16 protein-coding genes are annotated in these 20,824 nt (G+C 50.7%); 6 read left to right on the forward strand and 10 right to left on the reverse strand.

What is annotated here, in order from left to right:
* Window positions 1–28: 28 nt before the first annotated feature.
* The 6 genes from EYZ66_RS03835 to EYZ66_RS03860 all read right to left on the reverse strand — a co-directional run bounded on the left by EYZ66_RS03835 (window position 29) and on the right by EYZ66_RS03860 (window position 6,772).
* Window positions 29–751: a rhamnogalacturonan acetylesterase gene (locus EYZ66_RS03835; RefSeq protein WP_009574735.1), complete on the reverse strand. Its 723-nt coding sequence runs from the start codon at window positions 749–751 to the stop codon at window positions 29–31.
* Window positions 748–1,491 carry a rhamnogalacturonan acetylesterase gene (locus EYZ66_RS03840; RefSeq protein ID WP_009574736.1) on the reverse strand — a complete coding sequence of 248 codons (744 nt, stop codon included), beginning with the start codon at window positions 1,489–1,491 and terminating at the stop codon, window positions 748–750. Before EYZ66_RS03840 ends, EYZ66_RS03835 begins: the two co-directional genes overlap by 4 nt.
* Window positions 1,473–3,575 carry a pectate lyase gene (gene pelA / locus EYZ66_RS03845; RefSeq protein WP_009574737.1) on the reverse strand — a complete coding sequence of 701 codons (2,103 nt, stop codon included), beginning with the start codon at window positions 3,573–3,575 and terminating at the stop codon, window positions 1,473–1,475. Before pelA ends, EYZ66_RS03840 begins: the two co-directional genes overlap by 19 nt.
* A complete protein-coding gene (locus tag EYZ66_RS03850; RefSeq protein ID WP_158026993.1) occupies window positions 3,538–4,575 on the reverse strand; it encodes a pectinesterase family protein in 1,038 nt (345 codons plus the stop codon). Before EYZ66_RS03850 ends, pelA begins: the two co-directional genes overlap by 38 nt.
* A 71-nt stretch (window positions 4,576–4,646) precedes the next feature.
* Entirely contained in the window at window positions 4,647–6,062 is a 1,416-nt protein-coding gene (gene uxaC / locus EYZ66_RS03855; RefSeq protein ID WP_009574739.1) for a glucuronate isomerase, read from the reverse strand.
* Window positions 6,063–6,247: 185 nt separating this feature from the next.
* Window positions 6,248–6,772: a hypothetical protein gene (locus tag EYZ66_RS03860; RefSeq protein WP_009574740.1), complete on the reverse strand. Its 525-nt coding sequence runs from the start codon at window positions 6,770–6,772 to the stop codon at window positions 6,248–6,250.
* A 205-nt stretch (window positions 6,773–6,977) separates the two neighbouring features.
* On the opposite strand from EYZ66_RS03860, the gene EYZ66_RS03865 reads away from it, so the two are divergent.
* Entirely contained in the window at window positions 6,978–8,849 is a 1,872-nt protein-coding gene (locus EYZ66_RS03865) for an N-acyl-D-amino-acid deacylase family protein (protein WP_009574741.1), read from the forward strand.
* A gap of 55 nt (window positions 8,850–8,904) precedes the next feature.
* On the opposite strand, the gene EYZ66_RS03870 is transcribed toward EYZ66_RS03865, so the two are convergent.
* On the reverse strand, window positions 8,905–9,591 hold the full coding sequence (locus EYZ66_RS03870) for a peptidylprolyl isomerase (RefSeq protein WP_009574742.1): 687 nt from the start codon (window positions 9,589–9,591) through the stop codon (window positions 8,905–8,907).
* A gap of 101 nt (window positions 9,592–9,692) precedes the next feature.
* Here EYZ66_RS03870 and EYZ66_RS03875 point away from each other — a divergent pair, with 101 nt between their 5' ends.
* From EYZ66_RS03875 to EYZ66_RS03890, 4 genes are all read left to right on the forward strand, one after another.
* Complete coding sequence (locus EYZ66_RS03875) at window positions 9,693–10,745, forward strand: AraC family transcriptional regulator (protein ID WP_009574743.1); 1,053 nt, start codon at window positions 9,693–9,695, stop codon at window positions 10,743–10,745.
* A 275-nt stretch (window positions 10,746–11,020) separates the two neighbouring features.
* On the forward strand, window positions 11,021–13,219 hold the full coding sequence (locus EYZ66_RS03880; RefSeq protein WP_009574744.1) for a TonB-dependent receptor: 2,199 nt from the start codon (window positions 11,021–11,023) through the stop codon (window positions 13,217–13,219).
* Between the two features lie 18 nt (window positions 13,220–13,237).
* Window positions 13,238–14,875, forward strand: coding sequence for an amidohydrolase family protein (locus EYZ66_RS03885; protein ID WP_009574745.1), 1,638 nt, complete (start codon window positions 13,238–13,240; stop codon window positions 14,873–14,875).
* Window positions 14,876–14,928: 53 nt separating this feature from the next.
* The gene (locus tag EYZ66_RS03890) at window positions 14,929–16,188 is read left to right on the forward strand and encodes a DUF885 domain-containing protein (RefSeq protein ID WP_009574746.1); all 1,260 of its coding nucleotides are present in this window, start codon (window positions 14,929–14,931) and stop codon (window positions 16,186–16,188) included.
* An 18-nt stretch (window positions 16,189–16,206) separates the two neighbouring features.
* On the opposite strand, the gene purT is transcribed toward EYZ66_RS03890, so the two are convergent.
* A complete protein-coding gene (purT, locus tag EYZ66_RS03895) occupies window positions 16,207–17,388 on the reverse strand; it encodes a formate-dependent phosphoribosylglycinamide formyltransferase (RefSeq protein WP_009574747.1) in 1,182 nt (393 codons plus the stop codon).
* Between the two features lie 220 nt (window positions 17,389–17,608).
* On the opposite strand from purT, the gene EYZ66_RS03900 reads away from it, so the two are divergent.
* Window positions 17,609–18,817 carry an MFS transporter gene (locus EYZ66_RS03900; RefSeq protein WP_009574748.1) on the forward strand — a complete coding sequence of 403 codons (1,209 nt, stop codon included), beginning with the start codon at window positions 17,609–17,611 and terminating at the stop codon, window positions 18,815–18,817.
* Between the two features lie 118 nt (window positions 18,818–18,935).
* On the opposite strand, the gene sat is transcribed toward EYZ66_RS03900, so the two are convergent.
* Window positions 18,936–20,132, reverse strand: a complete 1,197-nt coding sequence (gene sat / locus EYZ66_RS03905; RefSeq protein WP_009574749.1) for a sulfate adenylyltransferase — start codon at window positions 20,130–20,132, stop codon at window positions 18,936–18,938.
* A gap of 12 nt (window positions 20,133–20,144) precedes the next feature.
* Window positions 20,145–20,762 (reverse strand): adenylyl-sulfate kinase, encoded by a 618-nt coding sequence (gene cysC, locus EYZ66_RS03910; RefSeq protein WP_009574750.1) that lies wholly within the window; start codon window positions 20,760–20,762, stop codon window positions 20,145–20,147.
* Window positions 20,763–20,824: the final 62 nt, after the last annotated feature.

Consider the following 20,824-nt stretch of genomic DNA (forward strand, 5'->3'; position numbering starts at 1 on the left):
GCCCTCCCTTATTTGTTTTTTCAAAAACCTAGAAATCAGAATAGGGCGCGCGTAGCCTTTTGAGCTCTTCTGCGACAAAGTCAGCAATGACTTGTGCACCTTTTTCATTCAGGTGAGTATCATCGGCGATGCCATCTGGATAGTTGGGGTTTAGGTCCGGTGGAAGATGTAAAAAATAGTTCTTCGAGGCTTGCTCTCCTATGCTCAAAAGCCAATTACGACTAAAAGCATTGGTGTCGATGAGCGGTACATCTAGCGCGCGTGCTAAGTCGCGCATGACTTGGGCGTAGGGTCGATGAGTTTGGATAACATGGCCATCGGCATCAAATTTTCGGCGAGCAATGGGGGTTAGTAGCACTGGATAAGCCCCCTTCTCGCGTGCGTCGTCGATAAATAAGCGAAGGTATAAGGGGTAATCACGCCAGGGGTCTACAAAACGTTTGTAGTCGTAAAGCTTCTGGTCGTTGTGCCCAAACTGGATGAGCACTATATCGCCTTCATTCAGTTGATCTGCGACGGCTTGCCAGCGGCCTTCAGCGACGAATGAGCGGGTGCTACGGCCATTCCGTGCGACATTTTTAAGTATTGTCGCGTCGGATAATGCGTTACCAAAGGCCTCCCCCCAGCCTGTTTCTGGGCGATCCTCTGATGCCTTAATAGAAGCCGTAGAGTCGCCGACAATGTAAATAGTCCGTGCGCTAACATCAGTGGCGAGTACAGCTGAAAACAGTAGGACGATAAGACTCTTCATAGAAAACAATCCTTCAGTGGCAGCGACGTCGTTTTTAGTTCGCTAATAACCCATTGCGCAACGTGTTCGGCACCGTCTTCGGTAAAGTGGGTATTGTCCATGCGACCTTCAGGGCAGCAAGGATGAACGCCCGGGCCTATATGAACAAACCAGTCGATGGTTTTTAGTACACCAGCGTTCACAAGCTCGTGACTGCTACGCTCAAACAGGTCTATGACGGGAGTGCGCGTCTCATTAGCGACGCGATGTACAAGGCTAGGGTAAATACCATGCATGTCTCTCAGCTTACCCTCGTCATCGAAGTAGCGGCGCACGACAGGGGTAATTAACACGGGGTTGCCAGATTTTGCCCTGACATCGGATACCATGTTTTGCAGATTCGCCTCATAGTCCACTGGAGCTGTGTAGCGCTCTGGATGTTTGTACGATGCGTCGTTGTGACCAAACTGTATTAAAACCCATGAGCCGGCGCGGACTTGTTCGACCAATTCACTCCAGCGATTTTCTGCAATGAAAGATTTGGTGGATCGTCCGCCCTTTGCTAGATTGATGATTTCGGTTGAGTATTCAGCAAAACGAGGAAGCACCTGCCCCCATCCGAACTCGGGGTTTTTGGCGGGATCAACGTTTTGCATCGTTGAGTCGCCGGCCATCAGAATATGGCATTGCTCTTCATCCGCTTGGGACTTCGCAGCGAGGGGCAGCAAAACTAAAGAAAGAATTAAAAGTTTTCTAACCATTGTTGATACTCTATTAGCGCACGCGCGGGAAAGGTTTGATACCAGCCGTAGTGACGTTGACGCTCTGTCGAAATTTGGCTTACCTGTGAGTAACGTCGGCCGTTGCGATCTCCAAATATTGCCTCGCCAGACACGGGGTCAATAAAGCGTGGCCACAGGTCCGGTGCCTCACGGTCCGTGATGAGCTGACTCTGACCCTCAGAATTTCTTTGCCAGCGCTTGCCTGTTAATTTGGTTTTTTCAAGCCACTTTGCTGCGGCATTAATTGCATTTTGTAAGGTGAGCGAGGGATTAGGAACTCGCATCAATACGACAATGAGATCTGCCGTTTCTGTGGTTGCGAGTGCCGCGGGTTCAAATGAGCGTGCACTAACTAACTCATGGGTGATAGGGTCGTGTTGCTGCCCCCAAGCAGCCAGGTCGTCGTTAATCCAATACTGCTCGCTGACAATGTGCTCGATAGCTCGATCAATGCTGATGCGGACACTGTTTAATAAGTTATCTTGAATTTGGTAGTTTTCTGGCCGCTCGCTGACGTCAATTAATAACTCTAAAATATTTGCTGTGACATTGTCGTTATGTGTACACAAGTCGTGATAACCACCGCGAAGAGGAAAGCTTTGAGGCCAGCCACCGTTGGGCATTTGGGCGCTGAGGATAAGTTTGAGCCCCTTTTCGATGGCTTGCCTTACCTCTTCATTTGAGCGCGGGTTACCCAATCGTGCTAACAAACGAAGTTCGGACGTGGTTGCGCCATTATCAAACGTGGGTACGTAGCTGGGTTCTCGCCCGTAGTGTTGGGTTTCGAGTTTCGCTTGATTAATAAAGTCAGTGTTCTTAGACCAGCCACCGCTGGGTGTTTGGAAAGATAGTAAATTCTGAACTTCTTTGTCTGAAAGTAGCTTTATGGATTGGTAACGATTGACTCGGGCTCGCCGCAAAGACGAGATGTCCGCATTGCGTTGTAGGGACTTGTTGTCTCGATCCAACAGCCTAGAACTCTGAAGCTTATAGTGTGTCCAAGCATCACTAGAGTCCATGGGGAGTCTGTCATCCGCGAGATAGTCCGTATTTGATAGAGGTTTTTTCTCGTCGGTACGCAGGGTATTCAAGAAGGCAATCGTGGTATCCATGGCCTCGCTTAGCCATGGCTCGAACAGCCAGAAAGTATGTGGCGTATCCGGGATTTCGTGTACGAGACTAGGTGTGCCGAATGATTTTAGTTTGTCTACCAACTCATTTCGCCCGGCGTGAAAACGCGGGTGTGAACTGTTAATAAAAGCAAATGGCGGTGTGTTAGCGGAAACATGGGCTAGGGGGGAAACCTCTCGCCACAACACAGGCGCTTGTTCGGTTCGCCCGCCTAACCACAAACTTAAGTATGAGAGTTTGCCCGGTCGATCTTCGTGGTAACGCACCTGCTTGGATTGCGTTTCGACAATGCCATCAAAGTTAACAACGACGTCGATGATACCAGGCTCTACTTCGTTCAGGCGAACGCCAAGCAGGCTTGCCATGTGGGCACCAGACGAGCCGCCAATTAAGCCTATGAAGCTGGGGTCTAGATTGTATTGACTCGCGTGTGTCTTAAGAAATGACAGCGCTTGCTCTAGGTCCCTCATGCCCGCAGGGTACAGGGCTTCACGAGAGGTTCGGTACGAGACTGTCGCGGCTGCATATCCGTGCTCTGCTAGGCTCTTCGCAATGGCCAGAAAGTGATCTCGGTGTCCGCTTCGCCAAGCACCGCCGTGTATCAACAGCATCATCGGAGTGGGAGCGGTTGATTCGGGTAATACCAGGTCAAGAGTCTGTGTTTTACTGACATTACCGTAAGTGATGTTTGAGATTACCGTTGCGCTGGTTTGGCGTCGAGGATTCGCGAGTTTAATGTAGGGGTATTGCTCGTGGTGTTTCGTCCACTCGCGCTCCATGCTGTAGTCGGGCATTTCACCCTCAACAGAGGTTCGCACACTGCCCTCGGCTGCGGCATAGTCTAACCATAACTTATCTTCCGCTTGGCTCAGTCCCGTTGCGGTGACAGCAAGGCTAACGAGGACAGTTGAGAGTAACTTCAAGGTCGACATCAGGATGCCAATCTCCTAGTACCGCCATGGGTTCAAAGGTTGTCATTTGTTGATATTCAAGTTGGCGTCTGCTCGTGCTGTGACTCCCGCCAGGTCCGCAAGAGGCATATTCGAAGAATCTAGCATCTTCTGGCTGGAAATACGTTTTGCCTCCCTCTTTGGCTGTGCCACCCATCGGATGCCAAGGATGTGTTTGAATATGTTCGCCCATCCAATTCGCAATAAAAATGCTTTGGCCGATTGCATTTGGGTCGGCATACCGTCCATCTGGGAAGGTGGTGGTAGGGTGCCAGGGCCGACCTAAACCCATGGTATTGGGCGCTACGCCTGAGTTGGCGGTTAATTTGTTATTCCAGAAGACCAAACCGTAATTTGTGCCGATATCCGTGCTAGGCGCAGTCAAATAACCGATGGTCTGCATGGGTTTAGCACGAGGCTCGGTGACAATGGTATTGCCAACAAACAGAGCAGTACCAGCTCCGAAAATAAAATCGACATGGCCACTGATTGTGCTATTTATAAACAACGAGCGTCCGGCTAGGGTAAACAAGGTGTCTTGGTAGCCTTTAATTTCACCCAACTGGAACAGGAATCGGTCGCTGCCTTTGTCCAGCATCAAAGCGACCGCTTGCGAGCCGCGTTGTTTGGCTGGGTCGTTCTTGTCTAGCGCATCATTGCTCGGATAATCGTAAGTATTGAAGATATTAATGTGTTTGAAAGACACATCTTGGCTGCGAATGGTTACCGTGGCGGAGCGCCATGTTCCGTAAGTTTCATCCGAGCCGGGCATTGGTTGCCCGGCAAACGTGCCGTGATAGATTGTTGACGGGCTATTGGCGTCGCCGATGAAATGTATATTGGGTTGTGTGACGACGAGCTTTTCGTAGTAGCACCCGGACGCAATATGAATTTCTACGCGACGTTCAACGTTGGAGAGCGAGTCCACTGCGGCTTGTATTGTGGGGAAGCAATCGCCCCCATCACCAACGCATAAACTCACTGCTCCGCCGTGCGGCGGGTTGGTTGAGCAACCACTAATCAGCACTGCAAGTAGGGTTGCCCAAATACGCATTAGTCGAGCTTATAAGCGCGTTTAACCAGACCGTAAGTCAGCTCGTGTGCCAACTCATGGGCTTCATCCATTGTGATGCGGTGGTCGGCGACCCACTCGGCGAGCGATACACAGTCCATTCTGCGGGCGACGTCGTGACGTGCCGGAATGGATAAGAAGGCCCGAGTATCGTCGTTAAAACCAACGGTGTTATACAGGCCCGCGGTTTCTGTGGCTTGTTGACGGAAACGACGCATACCCTCTGGGCTATCGTGGAACCACCAAGGTGGCCCCAGGCGCAAGCAGGGGTAGTGACCTGCCAGCGGGGCAAGTTCACGGCTGTATACGGTTTCATCCAGTGTGAATAAAATTAGCGTGAAGTTTGGGTTGTTACCGTATTTATCCAGCAGGGGCTTGAGCGCCCGCACATATTCGGTTTGTTCCGGGATATCAGCGCCTTTGTCGCGACCAAAGGTGTCGAACACGACCTGGTTATGATTGCGGTAGCTGCCCGGGTGTAACTGCATCACCAAGCCATCTTCGACGCTCATGCCCGCCATTTCGGTTAACACTTGGCCGCGGAAAGTGTCGGCTTGTTCTGCTGTTGCTTTGCCACTGAGTACGACTTGGTAAAGAGCCTGTGCGTCTTCCAAGCTCAGGTTCGCGGTCGTAGCTTTGGCGTGACCGTGATCGGTCGAGGTGGCGCCCATCGATTTGAAGAAGGCGCGACGATTTCTATGCGCGTTCAGATAACCTTCCCAGGTGCTGATATCGCAACCGCTGAGTTCGCCAAAGACCTTAAGGTTATCTAGGAATCCTTCAAACTCAGGATCCACGACGTTGTCAGGACGGTAGGCTGTGACTACGCGGTGTCCCCATCCGTCAGCCCGAATTTTGGCATGATGCTCAAGGGTATCTAGTGCGCCTTCTGTGGTTGCAATCAATTCGATGTTAAAACGATCCAGTAGAGCGCGCGGTCGAAATTCATCAGTCGCGAGTTGGCGGTTAATTTCGTCGTAGAATTTATCGGCAGACGCTTCGGTAAACCGCTCGCTAAAACCAAACACTTGATACAGCACGTGGTCTATCCACATGCGTGAGGGTGTTGCCGCAAACAGATGGTAGTTTTTTGCGAACAAGCGCCATATCGCACGGTTGTCGGTGCTGGTCGGCGAGCCATCTGCCGTTGGTACCCCCAAATCTTGCAGAGCGATACCTTGGCTATACAGCATACGAAAGACGTAATGATCGGGCTTGATCAACAGGTCGGCCGCGTTGTCGAAGCATTGGTTATTGGCGAACCATGATGGATCTGTGTGTCCGTGCGGACTGACGATGGGCAAATCTTTGATGCTTTGATAGAGCTCGCGCGCGACGGTTCGCAATTCAGGGTTTGCTGGGAAGAGTCGGTCGGGATGAAGAAGTGAACTGGACACTAGAGTTGGCCTTTTTATGACAAATAATCGTTAGTGTATGCAATCCTGCCACCGGTGGCAAGAGAAGGGCAAAATCGAATGCCTGAGACTTTCAACTGATTGACCCTGCCCAGAAGGTTGATTGTGGTTGCTTTGTGAGATGTGCGCCTGACGTATGGCGAGGCGTCACCAATCGCTTGGCCTTGTTACGACTTCACCGCTTCTTTGACCGATGCTTTGTGCGCCATCATCGTATTGCCAATGGCGGCGAGCAGGCCAAAATAAAGCGCGCTCAAGGCGACCGCTTTAGCAATGTTGAGAATATCGAGCTCGGCAAGTTGCGGTATGGTGCCAACGGTTAAAAACAGCATCGCAGCGAGGTTGATGACTAAGGGGAATTTGCCCAGTATTTGAAGATACACCACCGTGCAAATTACGCTCAAAAATAGCGGCAGGCTTAAATCAGGAAGACCCAGAATCGTTCCCACGTTGTGTGCGAGATAAATCAAAAGCAGGCCAAATAACGAACCAGTAGTGGCTGCAGGGTATTCCTTGAGCGCCAAATGGTGGATACCACCCCAATACAGCAGAAACAAAAAGCCAGCCCATACCTCGGTAATATTGAGCAAGACCACCAGCGCTAAAAAGCCGAGTATGACGGCGATAACGCCAAGCAACACGCCAAATGCGGCGATAGGCGAGAGTGTTGGACTTTCTTGGTTCTGGCTCATATTGGCTCCTTTTTCTTTGGAGTATAGACGTCTCAGAAGTTCTTGGGGATGGCTAACGAAAAATCCTCCTAAGCCAATTGGTCTAGAGTCGCTGTTCCTGTACTTGAGCTCTGACGATTCTGATAATCAAAGTCCCCTTTGAGGCGTTGCGGGATTCGAGTTCTTGCACTAGAGTTGCAGGGATTATAAGAAACAGGTGGTAACGATGTCTGACAGACTTGATGCGGATATTCTGATTACAGGAGCGAAAATTTTTAATAACGGTGATGACGCCGTTATTGAAGATTTGGCGATTGGCAATGGCGTCATTCTTGCCCGAGGAAATCTGGCCGGTAAGGTGGATGCTACAACGGTCATCGACGGTTCGGGTTCCTGGTTGATGCCGGGCCTCTTCGATATTCACACGCATTATGATCTAGAGCTCGAGGTGGCCCCCGATCTGCCGGAGTCTACGCGTCACGGTACGACGACGGTAGTTATTGCCAACTGCAGCTTAGGGTTAGCTTTTGGAAACCAGCGCGATGGCGAGAACGACCCTATCGTGAGTTGTTACGCGCGTGTTGAGAATATTCCAAAACACGTACTGAGCAGTTGTGCCGATAAGGTGAATTGGAGCACGCCAAAAGAGTACCTCGACCATTTAGAGAGCTTAGATTTAGGACCCAATGTCGTACCTTTACTGCCGCACTCGATGCTCCGTATTGATGCAATGGGGTTTAAAGAGAGTATCTCGCGTGACCCAACGCAGGCCGAACTGAGGTCCATGCAAGAAACCCTGGCACAGGCTATCGACGATGGCTACGCTGGATTTTCAACCGATGCATTGCCGTTTCATTATTTGGCGGAACAGCCACACGTCGAAAAAACCATTCCGACTCAATTCGCAAAGTATTCAGAGTTAAAAGCCTTAACAAAGGTACTGCGCGAGAAAGATGCCTTGTGGCAGGCAACGCCGCCCAAAGACAGTATTCTGGGCACCTTGAAAACCTTTCTACTGACCAGTGGTCGTCTGCACGGTAAGGCCCTCAAAACCACCGTTGTGGCAGCCATGGATTTCGCTCACAACAAGCGTTTATCTAAGAGCGCCGTGACCTTGGCTAAGTTAATGAACTCGTCTGTGGTGAAAGGCAAGTTTTATATGCAGGCCTTAGGCGCTCCATTCAAGGTATGGTCGGATGGCGCGATTACGCCTTTGGCTGAGGAAATTCCGGAGTTGCGTCTGCTGAACGAAACGGATTTGGAAGATCGTGAGGCGCGTCTGAGAATCTTGAATAGCCCCGACTTTGCCGACGCGTTCAGGAAAATGTGGATGACCGGGAAAACCGGTTTTAATTTGGCTCGGTTACGTCGAATATTGAAGGCGGAAGATTTTGCCTTGGATCGCGATTTGCGCAGTATGTTTATCGAACGTTGCCCCGTTAAGTCTTGGGAGGGCTTGAGCTTTCAGGTCGTACTCGACAAATTACTCGCCTATCGAACTGGCGATCAAAGCAACCTAAGTGGCGACGAACTAGCTGCCTTCCACGGCGATTTTGCTTGGGTGCAAGATGAAGCTGACTTGGTTCTGCAAATGCTACGCTCATTTGATACCGATCTGACTTGGAACACGACGACGGCGAATCGAGACCCGAAGCGGGTGCGTGAGCTTATTATGGATCCGATTTTGCTGCCGGGTTTTAATGACAGCGGGGCACATTTAACCAATATGGCGTTTTACGACGTGAACTTGCGCAGTTTGAAACTGGCCGCGCAGGGTGGTGAGGCTGACGTCAGCTACATGGTGAAACGATTGACCAAAGACCCGGCGGACATCTTTGGCGTGAAAGCGGGTACGATTTACGTCGGTGACGCCGCCGATTTGATCTTAATTGATCCGGACAAACTCATGGCTCATGACGGTGAAGCTTGCGTGCAGCGACGCTATCGCGAGGAGTTCAATCACGAGCAGTTAGTGAACCGTCCTGACGGGGTTGTGACCACAGTCGTGATTGGCGGTAAGCTGGCGTGGCAGAATGATCAGCCGACCGAAGCCTTGGGTAAAGAAGCCTTCGGCCGTTTACTGAAGCGTGCTAGTTGATTAAATTTTGCCTTGATCAGCCTGCTTTGCGTTGTGCTGCTATGAAATTGCGCCCTCAGTTGGGCGCGCGATAAGCCTTGCGAATAACGACTGGGGTGCTGTGTATTTGCCCCTGCAAAAATTTAATGGAGGTTTCTCCATTCGTTTTTTGGTTGGCGATTGCTTGCACCGTATCCATGCCCTTTAAGACCGATCCAAAAGCCGGAAATCCATGTGTGTCGGGTACAGAACGCGCCCCTTCATCGGCCCAGCTGCAAGCCCGTAAGCAAATGAATATTTCTGGAATCACAACGCCAGTGTCCAATAAATCGCGCGCGAAACTGACGGTTCCGGTTTGATGAGTCAAGCCGGTAAGAGAAGTGCGCTCGACGTCGGGTAGTGTGGGAATCTGAAAGTTGGTCGCTGAAATGGGCCCCGTTTGAGTCAGGGCTCCTTGTAAAATCCCACCCTGAATAAGTTGAGGTCCAGCTTCGCCATCCAAAGATGCAGATCGGTAGAATGTTGCACCATTGTACAAGCCGTTATCGATAATTCTGAGAAAATAAGCGGATGTGATGGGTGCTTTGTCTGTATCAACACGTAGGATCATGTCGCCCAAGTCTGTTTCTAAAATGACATTGACAGCTTCGGAAGTCTGAGGTTTTGCTATGGATGCACTACTCTCAGTCGGGTTGATGCCCGTATCAGATATACATCCGGCCAAAGTCAGGGTCGCTAAGAGTGATGCAATAAGTGCTTTCATCGTTGGTCTCGCTATTTCTTGGTGTTGGCTTTAACTATAACCCTCGATAGCAAAACTAAGATACCATAACACGACGCACTTCATATCATTAGGTGACAATAGTGGACGTAAACTTAACACACTATGACAAAAATAAACCTTTGCTGATGTCGTCAGAAATTCTGTTAGGAAGTCTAGAAGTCGCAGAAGAGTTGGGTTTGTCTGTAGAACCCTCGTTGGTCCTGGCACAGATTGATGCCAAGCAACTGAAAGATCCGGATCAATTTTTACCACTGCATTGTGTCGTGAATTTTTTAAATGATATGGCGCAGCGATCGAACTGCGAACACTTCGGATTCCTGGTTGGGTTAAAACAACCTCCAACGCGGTTTGCTCGCATTGGGCAGTTAGTGAAGTTCGCGGCAACTTTACGAGAGGCTATCGACGATGCACTCAGATTTTCGTTGTTAAACAGTCAGTTCAGTCGGTGGGAGTTGGAGAGTGATGAGATCTATGCGACCTTAATCCGGCGGACTCGGGTCGCTTACGATGAACCCATGATTCAGTTGCAGACCTTAGCGCTTACTGTCGTCTACAAAGCCATGACGGGTTTGGTCGGGGGGCGGGATATTGGCTTGCAGCAGGTGAGTTTTTCGTACGCGCCTCACGCTCACAAGCAGCGAATGGAGGCATTCTTCGGCTGCCCAGTCCATTTTAACCAACCATTCAATGCCTTGATATTTACCTGCAAAGCCCTCGAGCTGCCGATACCGACCTCGGATCCAAAGGTGTATCACTTAATTAAAGCGCAGCTCGAGAACTTATCAAAAGGTCTGACTCACCAGGATGATTTAATCACTCGGGTTATACATCACATTCAGCAGGCAATGGGTTCGCGCTATTGCTCGCTTGAATTCATTAGTCAAACTATGGGCGCACACCCACGCGCTTTGCAGCGGCAACTAGCCGAAGAAGGAGTGACTTTTAAACAGTTACTCAATCGCGTTCGGCAGGGTTTGGCCGAAGAGTATTTGATTAATTCGTCGATCTCCGTCGCGGAACTGTCGAGCTTTTTAGGTTACCGCAACCCCAGCGCTTTTTCCCGAGCGTTTAAACGTGAGTCGGGCTTGTCTCCCGACCATTGGAAAGCGTCCAAATTAGCCGCCGTGAGTTAAATTTGCGTGCGTTTTGTGTTTGCCATTGATCACGTTTCAACTATTTGGGCTCATGCCCCACGCTTGAAATTAGCCAGACAAACTCGGGTCTTGTCGCGTTATGGTATATAGCGTGTCGTATAATGGTATGAGGTCTGTCGCGTAATGATATTCTAACTCCTCTTTTTCCTCGTATAGTTTTTATGTCAATCAGGCTCAACTCACGCGCTTGGTCCACTTGAGTTGTTAAATCTAACGACCAAACACTATGACGATAACAATCCGGAGTTATTAGAATGCACGCACAAAAGCGTTTACAAAAAACCGCGATCGCCGCAGCACTGTTAGCCATTGCCTTTGAAGCCCCAGCGCAGACCCTAGAAGAAGTTGTGGTTACCGCGCAGCACCGCGAAGAAAATTTGCAGGATGTTCCGATCGCGATTACCGCAATAAGCTCAGAAGAAATCCGTACCGCAGACATTAGCGACCTCAATAGTATCTCTGTACGTACGCCTGGTTTTAGCATGGGTACCTTTACGCCAGCTCAGCCGCAGTTATTTATTCGTGGTGTGGGTTCAAATGCTGATGGTGCTGCAGAAGACCAGTCGGTCGTGGTGTTTTTAGACGGTGTTTACGTAGGTCGTACCGCAGGTCAGGCTTTTGATCTGTTCGACCTCGAGCGAATCGAAATACTTCGAGGGCCTCAGGGTACCTTGTACGGCAAAAACGCAGCGGGTGGTGCGATCAACTTGGTGAGTCAAAAGCCCAGCGAAACATTCAGCGGCGCCGTGGAACTGTCAGCTGGTGATCTAGGGTATTTCTCGACTCGTGGCAAAGTATCGGGTCCTTTGTCTGACACACTGTTCGGTAAAGTGTCTTTCACCTACAAAGAGCGAGACGGTTACGTTGACTCACTCGTCGCTAATTTAGATGATTTTAATGCTTATGAAAGCCAAGGCATTCGTGCGCAGTTGTTGGGTCGCCCATCGGATACGATGGAATGGTTGCTCACCGTTGATGCGTCCGATGATTCTCGCACCGGTCCCGGTCGAAGCGTGGGTGATCAGTTTTTGCAGGCAACCATCGCGGGTTTGGGGGGCTTCGCGCCCGGCTTCTATCAGAACATGCTGACTCAAGAACCTAGCTCTGATGTCGACAGTCAGGGCGTCTCTTTGCAGATGGACTGGGACGTCGGTAATGGCACGCTGACCTCGATTACTGCCTATCGCGAAGCGAATGCAAAAGTCACCGACATCGCCTTTGGTGTGGCTTTTCAATACTTAGGCCTTGGCAGCCTTGATAACTCAGTCGATGAAAGTAGCTCACAGTTCAGTCAAGAAATTCGCTACGCAACAGATCTAAGCGACACAGTGTTTTTACAAACCGGCGTGTACTACTTGAACGAAGATGTAGATCGCTTAGAGAGCTTGGATATCGTATGCGGTAACTTGTGCGCTGGTTTTAGCAACAACTTCTACAATGCAAGCAACCCTTTACCTTTGTATGGCAGTGCTGATCAAACCAATGAAACGAACAGTTACGGTGTGTTTGCTCAGGCTCAGTGGTCAGTGAACGATCGAGCCGATGTCACCCTAGGTGCCCGATACACTCGTGAAACCAAAGACGCGACGAACGTCGGCACACCTGATGGTGCCTTTGCTATCTTGGCGCCTTACGATGTCAAAATGGACGAGAGTTGGAGTGCATTTACGCCGAAAGCGGCCATTAATTATCAGCTCAGTGAAGATGTCATGGCTTATGCCTCGGTATCGACGGGTTTCAAGAGTGGCGGCTTTCAAGGGTTGGCGCCAACCGGCATTGCGGCCTCTACTCCCTTTGATGAGGAAAACGTCACGACTTACGAATTGGGTTTAAAAGGTACCTTGCTTGACGGAGCTATGCGCTTTAACGGTGCGATATTCACCTCAGACTACGAAGACCTTCAAGTATTAGTGTTGACTGTGCAGCCCGATGGCTTACCAGGGCCTCAGTTGACCGCCAATGCCGGTGAAGCCGAAATTACAGGTATTGAGCTAGAAGCCCAATGGCAGGTGACTGACATGCTGCAACTGGCAGCAACCTATGCAAATTTGGATACCGAGTACACTCAGCTCGATAATGATTTGGCGGTTAATGAGGGGAACTTGCTGCGTAATGCGCCTGAAAATGCGTACTCGATAAGCGCCATTTTCGATATGCCACTCGCCTCGGGTGCCAGCCTGAATGCTCGGGTCGACTTCAGCCATAAAGACGATGCCTACCAGGATATTCCCAATCAAGAGGCCGCAAAAATGATTGAGTATGACGTGGTGAATCTGCGCGCTGCTTATGTTGCGGAAGGCGCACAGTGGGAGGTCGCAGCTTGGGTGAAAAATGCGACCGATGAGGAGTATTTGCTGCACAACTCAGTGCTAAACCCAGGGCTAGCACAGTTGCCTCTACCCGCGGCACCGCGTACTGTAGGTGTTACTGCTACCTGGAATTTCGGTGAGTAGCACTGAAGGAGAATAACAATGAAGTTAGGTAAACAGCTACTGATTTCGCTTGTTGCCGCCAGCTCTATGCTGGCGCACTTGTCTTATGCTGCCGGAGCAGCACAAGAGGGCGAAGAAATCATTTCAAGCATCTTGGCGATGGGTGTACCTGCGCCAACCATTGCTCCACCCAGTGGTGAAGAAAAGCTTGGCAAATTCGAGCATTTGGTCATCGCGAATGCCATGGTCATTGATGGTACGGGCGCGCCGCCGCAAGGGCCTTTGTCGATTCACATCGAGGGTGATCGCATTGTCAATATTACGGGGGTGGGCGTCAGCTCGATGCATCTCGACGGCGACCAGTATGGGCCTGACGTCAAAGTGATCGACGCTACTGGTAAATATGTGTTGCCCGGTTTTATCGACTCTCATGTTCATTACGGCACACCCAGTCACATCTTTGGTGGCGCGCTTACTGACTCTGAATATGTGGGCAAACTTATGCTTGCTCATGGTATTACGACTTTACGCGACGCCGGCGGATTGATGGGTCTGGGTTGGACTTTAGAGCACAAGCGTCTAGCGGAAGAGGGTGTCATTTCTTCGCCGGACATCGAGTCTTATGTGGTGTTCCCAGAAACACTAAACGACCCTGACAAGGCGCGTGATTGGGTTCGTGCTGTAAAAAAACGTGGTGCCGACGGGATCAAGTTTTTAGGGGCCGCACCGCAAGCTTTAGAAGCCGCTATTACAGAGGCCAAAAAGCTGGGTATTGGCGCAATGTTTCACCATTCGCAAATCGCAGTAACGCGCTGGACAGTGCTGGATAGTGCCAAAGCGGGACTCGATTCGATGGAGCATTGGTACAGTTTGCCCGAAGTCATGTTTGAAGAGCAAACCGTCCAGCATTACCCCTTGGATTATAACTACAACAACGAGCAGCATCGCTTTGTCGAAGCCGGAAAACTTTGGCGTCAATCGGCGAAGCGCGGCTCGGACAAATGGTTGGAAACCATTGATCAGTTGATGGCCTATGATCTGACTTTGGTTCCGACCTTCAGTATTTACGAAGCCAACCGAGATTTCAGCCGCGCGCGAACGCTCGAATGGCACGATGAGTACACCATGCCCTACATGATGCGAGCGTTTGACCCCAATCCCAAAGCACATGGCTCGTATCATTTTGACTGGACCACGCAAAACGAAGTCGATTGGCAGGAAAACTTCCGCTATTGGATGAGTTTTGTTAATGACTACAAAAATGCAGGCGGTCGAGTCGCAGCAGGTTCTGATAATGGCTTTATCTATGGCACTTATGGCTTTGGTTACATTCGTGAACTGGAAATGTTGCAAGAAGCTGGCTTTCACCCTCTTGAGGTCGTTAAGGCGGCTACGAGTGTTGGTGCCCAACTGCTGGGTTTGAATGACACGGGCACGATCGAAAAGGGCAAAAAGGCTGATTTGGTGATTGTGTCGGAGAACCCACTGCGCAACTTTAAGGTTCTGTACGGGACGGGCCATTATCGATACAACAAAGCTTTGGGGCGGACCGAACGCGTGCAAGCAATCGATTACACCATCAAAGATGGAATTGTGTTCGATGCTAAGATACTACTGACACAAGTACGAGACTTGGTGCAAGCACGCAAAGATCTCGAGGCGAAGGCGGCCAAATGATATTGAGTCAACTTTTTAAACGATGCAGGTCTGTTGGCCTGGTAGCGGGCCTTGTGTCCGCTTTTTTTTGCGCTCAATTGAGTGCTGATACTATTGATGATTTTGCTGACCGATTTATTGATTTGGGGTTGCGATTTCAAAATTACGATTCCTCGGCCTATTTGTTCTTGGGTGATAAAGCTTTGGTCACGGAGGCAAAAGCCGATGACGTGAGTTTGCCGGACTTGTTAGTGAGTTTAGAACGCTTGCACGAGGAGATGAACGTTTATCAAACCGACGATGCCGTTCTGAGCAAACGCTTTAAAGACCTACGCGGTCGCGTCCTCGCCATGCAAGTTCGCGGGAAAATCCTGTCAGGCGAGATACCCCGCGATTTTGAAACCGAGGCCAAGCTAACCTTTGATGTAACCGTTCCCCACTACAGCGAAGAACATTTTGTCGAGCTCGCTCAACGGCTGGACGCTTTAATTCCGGGCGATGATCCACTGCCGCAACGCGTTGAACGTTTCCGAGATGAATTTGTTATTCCCCCCAGTAAACTCAAGGACGTCTTGAGTGTGGCGATCGAGGAGTGTCGGCGCCGCACCAAGTCTTATCTGAACCTGCCTCAGGATGAACATGCGGAACTGGTGCTCGTGACCGGCATGCATTGGGTCGGATTTACGGTGTATGAAGGCAACAGCTTCAGTAAGATTTTGCTCAATCAAGAGGTGCCAGTTCATATCGAGCGGGCGCTTGAACTGGGCTGCCACGAGGGTTACCCCGGCCACCACGCGCATGCCTCGATGTTACAGGAAGAGGTGATTAATAAGCGCGGCTGGAAAGAATACGAGCTTATTCAGTTAATTGGTCCCATGGCTGTAATGAACGAGGGTGCGGCGAGTTACGCGGTTGACCTGGCGTTTACACGAAGCGAGCGCTTGGCCTTCGAGCGCCAGTATTTGCTCCCACTCGCGGGGTTAGAGAAGACAGACTTGGAACGCTACTACCACTACATCGATATTATTGACGAGTTAAACTACGCCCGAACCGAGGTTGCTCGGAAGTACTTGTATGGCGGGATGTCGTTTGATGATGCAGTGCAATGGCTTATCGACTTTGGCTTAGAAACACGCGGGACAGCAACACAAAGAATGCGGTTTATAGACGCCCAGCGTGCGTATGTTGTGACGTATAACTACGGTAAAACCTTGGTTAAACGCTACGTTGAGCAAGAAGCTGGAGAGGACTTAGACGCTCGGTGGGAGGTGTTTGAAAGGGTGATTTTAACGCCGATGTCTCCCTCTGAACTCGAAAGCGCACTGGGAATTTGACCCCAGCGCGCGCTATTTTTACAGTTCGACGCTGACGGCACTGGCCGCTGTCAGGGCCTTGTTTTTGGCTTGCTCGATTGAGTCGCCGCGTGCGAGTGCTACCCCCATGCGGCGTTTGCCGGACACCTCGGGCTTGCCGAACAAGCGCAGGTCGGTATCGGGCTCTGTGAGGGCTTGGGCCAAATTGCCGAACGCCGTTTTATTGGATTCGCCCTCGACCAAGATTACGGCTGACGCCGATGGGCCCCGTTGACGAATGATCGGAATGGGTAGTCCCAGCAGGGCGCGGGCGTGTAAGTCAAACTCCGATAAGTCTTGAGAGATCAGCGTAACCATGCCGGTATCGTGCGGACGGGGTGATACTTCGCTAAACCAAACGTCGTCACCCTTGATAAATAATTCCACACCGAACAGCCCCCGGCCGCCTAAGGCATCGGTGATTGTTTTTGCTATGTGTTCGGATTTTTCTCGCGCGACAACCGACATGGCTTGAGGTTGCCAAGATTCCTGGTAGTCACCGTCCTCCTGACGGTGCCCAATTGGCTGGCAGAAGCTGGTACCGTCGATGTGTCGCACTGTGAGGAGCGTGATCTCGTAATCAAAGTCGATAAAACCCTCGACAATGACACGGCCCGCTCCAGCGCGGCCTCCTTCTTGGGCGTATTGCCAGGCACGTTCAATGTCCTGCTCGCACTTGACCATGCTTTGGCCTTTACCTGACGAGCTCATGATCGGTTTAACAATGCAGGGAAATCCTATGGCAGCCACCGCTGCCTGAAAATCGTCGTAATTGTCTGCAAAACGATAGGCTGATGTCGGTAAATTTAAGGTTTCTGCTGCGAGAGTGCGAATGCCCTCGCGATTCATGGTGAGCTGTGCCGCTTTGGCGGTGGGGATCACGTTGAATCCCTCAGATTCAAGTGTTACGAGGGTGTCTGTCGCAATCGCCTCAATTTCAGGGACAATGTAATCGGGTTGTTCTTGTTCGATAACGGCTCGCAACGCATCACCGTCAAGCATCGAGAGCACGTGACTGCGGTCAGCAACCTGCATGGCAGGTGCATTAGGGTAGCGGTCGCAGGCTATGACTTCTACGCCGAGGCGCTGTAAAGCAATAACCACTTCTTTGCCGAGTTCACCTGAACCGCAAAGCAGAACCTTGGTGGCTGTGGATGAAAATGGGGTTCCGATGGTTGGCATAAGGATCCTTGATCTTTGTGTCATAGCGGTCATCTTAATGGGAAAACGAGGGATTCAGCAATGACGGCACTTGTTTATCTTTTATGTCTCGATTGCCAAAACCCACGTTCTCTCGAAAGGGCTATTGCACTGACATAACTTGCCCGCCTGGCAAAGCTGGCGTAGTGTAGCGGCCCAGTTTCGTATGGAGATGGTCTGCCCTAAGAAGTAGACCCACAGTATGTCGTCGTCACATTTGTTCAAGAATCGCTCTTTTGTTTTGTACCTGTTACTGCGGGTATTTTTGAGTCTAGCTGTCACTGGTTTGGCCGTCTCTGTGGGTTGGCACATCTACGAGGCTACCGGCAACCCGATGGATTTGGCCTTCATTGGATTGACTCAAATCGTACCCATTTGGGCTTTGTTTTTGGTGTCTGGTTGGATCGTTGACAACGTGCCCAGGCGACGCGTACTGCAAATCACGATCGCCATTCAGATGCTGACTTACGCTACATTAGCGTGGCTGTTGCGCGACGGGGTGCAGGACGTGGGGTGGATTTATATTCTGCTTCTGATTAATTCCTGTGCGCGCGCGTTCGTTGGGCCATCGATTCAATCGATTTTGCCAGGATTGGTCAGTAAGGCTGAACTTTCGCAGGCAGTCTCAGTAGCCAGTACGGTGTGGACAACCGCGACAACTGTAGGACCTTTCGTTGCCGGTTATTTGTTGCTTTGGTTTGATGTAAAAGTGTACTGGATAATTGTTGCGTTGATGCTGGTTGCTTTCATCGCCGTGAGCTTACTTGAGGAGCCAGCAATGATTAAAAAGGCGCAACGAGAATGGCGTGACGTGGTTCAAGGCATCATTTTTGTTTGGGGTAATCCACTGGTGTTTCCTTCTATGGCGGTTGATTTATTTGCCATCATGATGGGAAGCGTTGTGGTACTTTTGCCCATTTACGCCATGGATATTTTGCAGGTGGGCCCTGAAGGCTTGGGGTATATGCGAGCCATGCCTGCTTTGGGCTCTGTGGTTGCTGGATTGGTGATTTCAAGGTTTGGACACGGTTCACATTCTGGTCGGGCTTTGTTCTTGGCCCTCGCGGTATTTACGATCTCGATTGTGATTTTTGGTTTATCCGAGTTGTATTGGTTGAGCTTGCTCGCCTTATTCATTTATGGCGCATCCGATATGGTCAGTGTGATATTGCGAACGAGCATTGTGCATTTAGCTACCCCAGATGAGTTGCGCGGTCGCGTGAATGCAGTGAACTCACTGTTCATTGCGTCATCAAATGAGCTGGGCGATTTGCGCGGTGGCGCCGCCGCGGCTTGGATGGGCGCAGTGCCTGCTGTGCTTGTGGGTGCTGCGTGTACCGGAGGCGTCGGTCTTATCGCCTGGTGGCGATCAAAAGATCTCAGACAGCTTAAATCTGCCGCGGAAATTTAGTCGCACGCACTGGGTGTTATCAAGGTCGGCAGTTGGCAGGCACTTGAACGTAGTATTGCGTCTAACAACCCATGCGGAGGCTGAACTGGCGCTCCGCAAGAGTTGTGTAGGGTCATAGCTAAGCTTGGCTGTCTTCTAACTGATAGTGTTTGATCAGGATTTCAGCTACCTCAGGGCGAGAGAACTCGGGTGGTGGCGCAATGCCATTGCCCAGCATTTCGCGAACCTTAGTGCCCGACAGCAGAATAAAATCTTCTTTTGAGTGATCTTCTGCTTCGTTCATCATGACCACGCGACCCAACTTTGTTGAGTACGCGGTGTGATCAGCTTTGAAGATTTCGATTTCTAAAGCGCCCTGCGGCACCTGCTCGTCAAAAATAGTCTGTGCGTCGAAGGCACCGTAGTAGTCGCCCACGCCGGCATGGTCACGACCGACAATAAGGTGAGTCGCACCCATGTTCTGGCGGAAGACTGCGTGCAGTACTGCTTCACGAGGGCCGGCGTATAGCATATCGAAGCCATAACCTGACACCATCACACTGTTAGCCGGAAAATACACATCGACCATTTTGCGAATACATGCATCGCGCACATCCGCTGGGATATCGCCTGCCTTTAATTTGCCCAGCAGCATGTGAACAACACAGCCATCGGCTTCTAAGCGCTCCATGGCCATGCGGCACAGCTCTTCGTGAGCACGGTGCATGGGGTTACGCGTTTGGAAGGCGACTACGGTTTCCCAGCCACGTTGTTTGATTTCGTCGCGAATTTCGCGTGCTGTTTGGAAGGTCTCCGGGAAGTCGCTTTTGAAATAGCTGTAGCTCAACACTTGGATCGCACCCGATAACAGGGTATTGCCCAAATTCAAGAAGGTGGCCACACCGGGGTGATTGGGATCTAGGGTGCCGAAAATCTGCTGGGCCATTGTCTCTAGCTGCTCGTCCGATACCACCTCGACGGTCTCGACGATCATGGTGGCCATGATCGGGTTGCCCGCGGTGTTTGGATCGCGCAAGGCAATTTCGTCGCCGACTTTGATGTTGCCAGCGTCATTGGTTAGGTTAATCACAGGCACGGGCCAGAACAAACCCGATTTGGTGTGCATGGTTTCGGCAACGCATAGGGCGTCTTCCAAATTCATGTAGCCGGTGAGTGGGTTAAAGTAGCCCGCACCGAGCATGACGGCGTTTGCCGCTGCAGCAGAATTTAGCAACAAAGACGGCAGGGTTTCGGCCCGTTTTAGAGCGTCTTTACGATCTTGTGCGTTGTCGACGTAAAGATTGTTTAATGTGGTTGAGCCATGGGGCTTTATCATGTTCTAGTCCTTTTATTCGCTAATCAGGCCGTGTTGAACTAAGTAGTCGATGATGATCGCGACTTCTTGATCGAGTGGTGTGGTGTCGGTGTGTAGGTGGATTTCTGGCTTCTCGGGTGCTTCATAGGGTGAATCGATACCCGTAAAGTTTTTGATTTCGCCAGCGCGAGCTTTGACATAAAGGCCCTTAGGATCGCGGTTTTCTGCTTCAGATAGAGAGCAATCTACGAAGATTTCTATGAAGGGCATGTTCGACTCTTCGTGCAAGCGGCGCACTTGGTCCCGGTCTTCGCGGAAGGGGCTGATAAAGCTTGAAAGAGTAATAAGACCCGCGTCGACAAACAGCTTAGAGACCTCGCCAATACGGCGGATGTTTTCGGTGCGATCTTCGTCCGAAAAGCCCAAGTTCTTGTTAATACCCATGCGAATGTTGTCGCCATCCAGCCGGTAGCTGAGTTTGCCGCGCTTGAATAACGCCTCTTCGAGAGCAACCGCAATGGTGCTTTTGCCGCTACCTGACAAGCCAGTAAACCACAGTGTTGCACCTTTTTGATTCAGTAAACGGTTACGATCTTCGGTTGTGATTTGGCCATGATGCCAATGCACGTTGGTTGCTTTTTGTTCTGCCATGACGACATCCTTGTGGTTGTGAATGCGAGCATGTTACGCAATGTTAATAACTTAAAAAAACG

This window comes from Aequoribacter fuscus, assembly GCF_009910365.1.
GTDB lineage: Bacteria > Pseudomonadota > Gammaproteobacteria > Pseudomonadales > Halieaceae > Aequoribacter > Aequoribacter fuscus.